Origin of the sequence: Pectinatus brassicae, from assembly GCF_014201835.1 — a bacterium.
Taxonomy (GTDB): Bacteria; Bacillota; Negativicutes; order Selenomonadales; family Selenomonadaceae; genus Pectinatus; species Pectinatus brassicae.
Genome location: NZ_JACHFH010000019.1, coordinates 44290 through 51536, shown reverse-complemented (window position 1 = coordinate 51536; position 7247 = coordinate 44290). Strand labels below are relative to the sequence as shown.

8 protein-coding genes are annotated in these 7247 nt (G+C 37.8%); all 8 read left to right on the top strand.

What is annotated here, in order from left to right:
• A partial coding sequence (locus HNR32_RS08445; protein WP_183861625.1) for a flagellar hook-length control protein FliK occupies positions 1 to 976 on the top strand: 976 nt, incomplete at its 5' end.
• A gap of 19 nt (positions 977 to 995) precedes the next feature.
• Positions 996 to 1499, top strand: coding sequence for a flagellar hook assembly protein FlgD (locus tag HNR32_RS08440; protein ID WP_183861623.1), 504 nt, complete (start codon positions 996 to 998; stop codon positions 1497 to 1499).
• A gap of 31 nt (positions 1500 to 1530) precedes the next feature.
• A complete protein-coding gene (locus HNR32_RS08435) occupies positions 1531 to 1914 on the top strand; it encodes a TIGR02530 family flagellar biosynthesis protein (RefSeq protein ID WP_231038070.1) in 384 nt (127 codons plus the stop codon).
• Between the two features lie 78 nt (positions 1915 to 1992).
• Positions 1993 to 4029 (top strand): flagellar hook-basal body complex protein, encoded by a 2037-nt coding sequence (locus tag HNR32_RS08430; protein ID WP_183861621.1) that lies wholly within the window; start codon positions 1993 to 1995, stop codon positions 4027 to 4029.
• Positions 4030 to 4125: 96 nt separating this feature from the next.
• Positions 4126 to 4326 (top strand): flagellar FlbD family protein, encoded by a 201-nt coding sequence (locus tag HNR32_RS08425; RefSeq protein ID WP_183861619.1) that lies wholly within the window; start codon positions 4126 to 4128, stop codon positions 4324 to 4326.
• Positions 4327 to 4399: 73 nt separating this feature from the next.
• A complete protein-coding gene (locus HNR32_RS08420; protein ID WP_183861617.1) occupies positions 4400 to 4906 on the top strand; it encodes a flagellar basal body-associated FliL family protein in 507 nt (168 codons plus the stop codon).
• Between the two features lie 80 nt (positions 4907 to 4986).
• The gene (gene fliM / locus HNR32_RS08415) at positions 4987 to 5994 is read left to right on the top strand and encodes a flagellar motor switch protein FliM (protein ID WP_183861615.1); all 1008 of its coding nucleotides are present in this window, start codon (positions 4987 to 4989) and stop codon (positions 5992 to 5994) included.
• Positions 5987 to 7237, top strand: a complete 1251-nt coding sequence (gene fliY, locus HNR32_RS08410) for a flagellar motor switch phosphatase FliY (protein WP_183861613.1) — start codon at positions 5987 to 5989, stop codon at positions 7235 to 7237. The genes fliM and fliY overlap by 8 nt, the downstream gene beginning before the upstream one ends.
• Positions 7238 to 7247 lie beyond the last annotated feature (10 nt).

Genomic DNA, 7247 nt, shown 5'->3' with positions numbered 1-7247 from the left:
TTTAACAGCTAAGACTAGTAATTTAACAGCTAAGACTAGTAATTTAACAGCTAAGACTAGTAATTTAACAGCTAAGACTAGTAATTTAACAGCTAAGACTAGTAATTTAACAGCTAATGTTAATATGCAGGATACTGTTGCCAGTCAAAATAAAACAACTCAGGGACAGCTGGCACAATTGCTGCAAGAATTTGCCGGACAGACGGCAGAAACTAAATCCACTGCTCCCAAGATTGCCCAGAGCGATGCAGAAAAGGGGAAGATTGCTAATACAATCAATTCTACCAATACAACTGCCTTCGATAAAAGCTCTAATGCAACAATATTGAGTATAAAAAACGTGGATGATGCTGTTTTAAAACAGATGAATGAGTCAGCCGCCCAGCAGGAGACTGCCAATCAATCAAACGATGGCAATGCTGAAAATAGTGCATCTTTTGCAGCGCAGCTTACAAAGGCAGATAATGCCGCACAAGTATTGACAAATGGTGTACAATCTAATGCACAGCCGCAGCAAAGTCAAAATGCCTATGATATCGGCGGACAAATCATAAGAAATGCGCAGCTGTTAAAAGGCAATGAAAACTCGCAGATGGTAATAAATTTGCAGCCGGAACATTTAGGAGAATTGGCCGTTAAGATAAATGTCCATTCAGATGGCATGGTCAGCGCTTCTTTCCATAGCGATAATGCCCAGGTACGAAATGTCATTCAGGCTTCGATTGTCCAACTACGGCAGGATTTGCAGGATCAGGGCATAAAGGTTGATAATATTAATGTCTACAGTGGGCTGAGTGATTTATTGTCAAATGGGCAAAATAACAATGGCTCGGAATTTACTGGTGATCAGAAAAAGTCTCAGTACCGTATTCAACAGCTAATGGATGCTACGGGACAAATGGAAGAATCAGGTATAGTGGATAATATTGCAAGTCAGCAAAATAATGCTGATGACGGAATAGATTATAGAATATAATTATAAGGAGTGAAATATTATGGCTACAAATGTTACTTCAGCGACTACACCGACAACTGCAGCTCCGACAGCAACAGGAACATCGTCTATGAATTCGTTAGCGGATACTAATACCTTTATGCAGCTTTTGGTCGCACAGATGCAAAATCAGGATCCACTTAATCCATTGGATGGAACACAATATGTGTCGCAGCTTTCACAGCTGACAGCTACAGAGCAGATATCGAATATGGCTACTAAAATGGCTGATATGTCATCAATAGTAGACAATCTCAATACATCGGTTCTTGTTGGTCAATTAAGCTCGATGATTGGGCAGGATGTTACTTGGACAACAAGCAGCAGTGTTAAGGATGATGATGGCAATACAACTACTCAGACAGTACAGCATACAGGTACAGCTCAGGGAGTTACTATAACCGATGGTACGCCGTCCTTGGTAGTTAAAGAGGGCGAAGGGGTTACTACCGTTGCCGTAGGTGAATTAACGCTTATTGGTAAAACCGGCTTAGAAAATAAATAAATATGAAATTACGGCTTGGAGGTAAATATACATGAAAATAAATAATAACTTATATTTACAGCCTTTTATGCTGGGAAGTAATCAAAATACTACAAGTCTGTTAAATACAACGAGTAAGAGCTCAAAGCAAACTTTTGCTGATGTGTTGCAGGAAACGACAAATGATGTCAAATTCTCACGACATGCATTGGAACGTTTGGAAAACCGCCAGATTAATCTTACAAAAGAAGATATTAATAAATTGAATTCTACTGTAGATAAAATGGCGCAAAAGGGCTCACGTGAAGCTCTTGTTTATATGCAGGGAACGGCATTTGTTGTAAGTGTAAAAAACAGAACGGTGATTACTGCCATGGATGGCATAAATTTAAAAGACAATATATTTACTAATATTGATAGTGCAGCTATATTATAGGCTGGACCTTTAAGGGGGCTGAGGCTGCTGATCGATAGAGGCAGTCAAGCTGCACAAATGAAGGGAGTTTGACGTATTATGATGAGAGCGTTATATACAGCTATTTCTGGTCTGACTAATCACCAAACCAAAATGGATGTAATAGGTAATAATATCGCAAATATTAATACAACAGGTTTTAAATCAAATCGAGCTACATTTGCTGACACTTTAAGTCAGACTATATCAGGTTCTACGGCTAGCACAGATAATCTTGGTGGCACCAATCCGCAACAGGTGGGTCTTGGTATGGCAGTATCATCGATTGATACTGATTTTACAGCGGGCAGTCCTAGTTCTACTGGAAATAATACAGATCTTGCTATTGCTAGTAATAATGGATTATTTATAGTTAAATCAGGTAATGAAACATATTATACTCGTAATGGTAATTTTACTATGGATGCTAATGGTAATTTGACAATGAACGGTAGTGGTTATAAAGTACAAGGTTGGAATGCTAGTGATGGTGTTCTAAATACGACTGGTGGAACTGAAGATTTAAAAATAGATATGAATTCAGCCATGCCGCCAAGAGCTACATCAACAATTACTTTTAGCGGTAATTTATCAGCTGATGATACTGCGAAGCCTATCACTGGTATAAGAGTTAATTATGCTGATGGTACTTCAGAAAATGTAAGTGGTTCATATTCTCCTAGTGATGTAGCATCATATACGTTGACAGGTGCATCAGGAAGAACTTATAATATTCAGCCTGCAAGTGGTACGACGATTGCTGATCCATATGTTGGATCAGTGATTGATAATACAAAAACGTTGGATTCAATTACTATTACAAATGTAGATTCAGCGAATTTGCCACAATTAGATTTTGAAACCACAGCAAAAGCTGTAAAAGGAGGAACAGTAACGTTACCGTCAGCAACACAATCTGTTATGACAGGAACGTATAAGGTAGGTGGTTCTACTAATATTGGACTAGGAACGATTACAGGTATTGTTAATAATGCTACTGGTGGTTTAGATATTACGACAGATCATAATGGGACATCTACAACATATACTGTTACTAATGCGCCGGCTGGTGCATATGCTATAGGAGATAATTTGACGGTAAGTGCTACTGTTGCAGCAACACAAACAGGTTCAATTACTTTAGACAATACAGCAACTACACCAACCACAGCAATATTAACATATGATGATGGTTCAAGTGTAGACAGTTCTGATTTTTCAACAGCGATTACGGCTAATTTGGGAGCAGATGCAGTTGTTAATGCAGTAGCAGCAGATAATATAACAGCTTCGGCAAGCCTTAATAACACGTATAATAATAAAGCTGTTACAGGGATAACATTAACAATGGACGATGGTACAGTTCAGACGGGATTCCCAGACCAGACTTATGCTACTGGTACGAATTCATATCCAACATACACAACTACATCAACTATTTATGATAGTTTAGGTGGTGCTCATTCAATTCCGATTTATTTACAAAAAACTGGTGCAGATACATGGCGAGCAAAAGTACAAAGTGGTACGTATGATGGTGTGCAAGTTGGTTCTGCTGAACAAACTTTAACATTTAATGGTACAACGGGAAAACTTACTGATGGACAAACTTTTAATATAAATATATCAGTACCATATGAAAATGGCGCGAATCAAAATGAAACAGTAGGGGTGAATTTGGGATCACTTAATCAGTTTAGTGGAGAGACAACAGCTACTACAAGTAAAGATGGTTATGCAGCAGGTTTTTATAAAGATATGACGATAGGATCAGATGGTATAATTACAATGACATATACTAATGGGCAAAAACAATCGGCTGGTCAGATCGCGTTAGCTAATTTTAATAATCCGGGTGGTCTTGAAAAGCAGGGTGGCAGTCTTTATGCTGTATCCAATAACTCTGGTGATCCGCAGATAGGAACTGCTGAAGCAAATGGTATTAGTCTTACACCAGGAGCACTGGAAATGTCCAATGTTAATACAGCACGTGAGTTTAGTGAAATGATTACAACTCAGCGTGGTTTCCAGGCTAATTCCAAGATAATTACCGTGTCAGATGAAATGCTTGAAACGCTTGTTAATATGAAACGTTAATTTTTACTGATTATAAGGCGGGGTGGATTTTCACCCCCAGCCTTTTGTTCTTATAAGATATAAAAATATAATAATTTTTTATAATGGAGAAAAACAATGATAAAATTAACAAAATTTAATTCAGAGTCAAATAAAAAAGGGGAATTTGTCCTCAATGCGGAAATAATAGAAACTATAGAACAAACACCTGATACAGTTGTTACCTTACTTAATGGAAAAAAACTTATTGTTGATGAAAAAATGGATGAAGTAGTACGTCGTGTCATGGCTTATCGTCGGGCACTTCATAAATATTAATTTTGAAAATAATGCAGTATTATTAAATACTGGCTTTATATAAATAGCTGCAATCAAGGAAGGTGTGGGTAAAATGGCAGAAGAGGAAGTTAAGGTAGATGAGAAGAATCCTGAAGGCAAAAAGAAAAAGTCGTTTGTGTTAATTCTGCTGATGATAATAATCGGCTTAGCGTTAGCAGGCGGTATATCATATTTCGTTACGACAAAAATTGTCAGTACATCACATGTTAGTGCTCCGGTGAAAAGGGCACCGGGGATATTCGTAAAAATTGGCGATACGAAAGATAGCAGTATTGTGGTAAATGTTGGCGGTGTTAAATCAGGCAGATTCTTAAAAATAGGCATTGTGCTGGAAATGAATCCGGCTGATGAGATTAATTTTAAGGACAAAAAAATTACAGAAGAGGCACAATCTAAAATTTTAGATGCTGTAATGACAACATTGCGGTCACAGACCTTAGAACAGTTTGAGGCAGTCAACCAGCCTAAGCTCAAAGATCAATTAAAAAAAGCAATAAATGCCGCTATTGGTGATGGTGCTGTATACGACGTATATATAACAAGTTTTGTTTTGCAATAATTTTTTTCTATACAGTTAATTTTGACCAAATACAAATTTTCTTGCTATAATAAAATAAATGAGTGAAAGGAGGATGGAGATTGCCAGAAGATGTCTTATCTCAGGCAGAAATTGATAAATTACTATCGGCAATATCAACGGGCGTAGTTTCTGCTGACGAAGTAAAAGCTGAAGAACAAAAGAAAGTAAAGCTATATGATTTTAAACGACCAGATAAGTTTTCCAAGGATCAGATACGAACATTATTCATGATTCATGAAAACTTTGCCCGCCTGTTAAATACTTATTTATCGACTAATTTGCGCGTTTTGGCAAAAGTCGAAGTTGCATCTGTTGACCAGTTGACATATGAAGAATTTATCAGGTCATTGCCGAATCCAAGTGTTATCAGCGTATTATCTCTATCTTCATTACAGGGTAATATAATTTTTGAAATGGATACAAATATTGTTTTTGCTATTATTGACCGTTTATTTGGCGGCCTTGGTGACGAGGGCAAGATGAAATCCAGAACATTAACTGATATTGAGGAAACTGTTATAAAACGCATGACTAATAAGATTATGGAACATTTTAGTGATGCCTGGCATGATGTGGTGGAATTTGATCCGCGTATTGAGAGTATGGAAGCAAATCCACAGTTTACCCAGATAGTTTCTTCGGGAGACATGGTAGTTATTATCACTCTCCAAGTAAAAATTGGTAATGTTGAAGGTTTAATAAATATATGTATTCCATATATAGTAATTGAACCAATCGTACCTAAATTGACTACAACTTTTTGGGTTTCGGCTTTATCTAGTCGTAAAGAACATCCAGAAGAATTGGATATTTTAAAGAAAAAATTACGCAGAGCAAAATTGCCAGTCAATGTCGAGCTTGGGCGGGTTAGCATAACTGTTAATGAGTTTTTAAGTTTGGGATTGGGTGATATTTTGCGTTTAGATAGTAAAGTAGAGGATGATCTTACTGTTATAGTTGGAGAAAGACCGAAGTTTTATTGTCGTCCTGGCACTTTAGGGAAAAAAGCAGCAGTACAGATAACAAAAGTAATAGAAAATGAAGAGGAGGAACAAATGGATGGCTGATGGAATGCTTTCGCAGGAAGAAATCGATGCTTTAACCAAGGGTATTGATTCTAATGCATCAGAAGCTAGTACTCCAACTACAGAAGAGGAAACCGCAGTAGATGTAGCAGAACCGGCAGAAACTTCAGCAACAGCTGCTCAAAGCAGCGATGTTGTTCTTACAGATATAGAAAAAGATACACTGGGGGAAATTGGCAATATATCAATGGGAAGTGCCGCAACGACACTATCATTGCTTTTAGGCCATAAGGTATCAATAACTACCCCTAATGTTAGTCTGGAGACCATGGCGGATATAAAAACCCATTATCCAATGCCATATCTTATCGTTGGTGTTGGCTATACAGCGGGCATTGATGGTAATAATGTACTTGCCATTCAAGCAGCTGATGCAGCAATAATTGCTGATTTGATGATGGGTGGCGATGGTACTAATATTGAGAACAGCGAGCTTGATGAAATACGTAAAAGCGCTGTAAGTGAAGCAATGAACCAAATGATGGGTTCGGTGTCTACTTCATTATCACAAATATTTAACAAAAAAATTGATATTTCTCCACCACAAATTCAAGTAGTAGATATGGCTACTGCTGATATAATAACTGATTTATGGGGAAATAATGAACCAATTATAAAAATTTCCTTTAAAATGGAAGTTGAGGGCATTATTGATAGTGAAATAATGCAGATTCTACCGCTCACGGTATCACGGGAATTGGTAGAAAGCTTGACTACAGCAACAGCAGCGGCAGTAGAAAAAGTGTCGATGCCAGCTGAATCACAGCCAGCACCTTCGGCACCGGAACCAGCTGCCCAACCAATGCAGCAGCAAATGCCAGCTGCACAGTCAGCGCCTTCCATGCAGCAGCCGCAGGCGGTACCGATGCAGTCACCGTCAGTAAATTCGCAGGCAATCGTATCTAATGTGCCAGTACAGCCGGCACAATTTACACCACTGTCAGTGGGACCTGTTGAAGTTAATAATGCTAATATTAATCTAATATTAGATGTTCCATTAAATGTCACTGTGGAACTTGGTTCCACGAAAAAAAGCATAAAGGAAATATTGGATTTATCTAGTGGTTCAGTTATAGAACTTGATAAATTGGCAGGTGAACCTGTGGATATATTAGTTAATGGCCGATTGCTAGCCAAAGGCGAAGTCGTTGTAATTGATGAAAATTTTGGTGTTCGTATTACTGATATAGCAAGTCAGGCCGAACGAGCCAAGAAATTACAATAAATTTATAGAA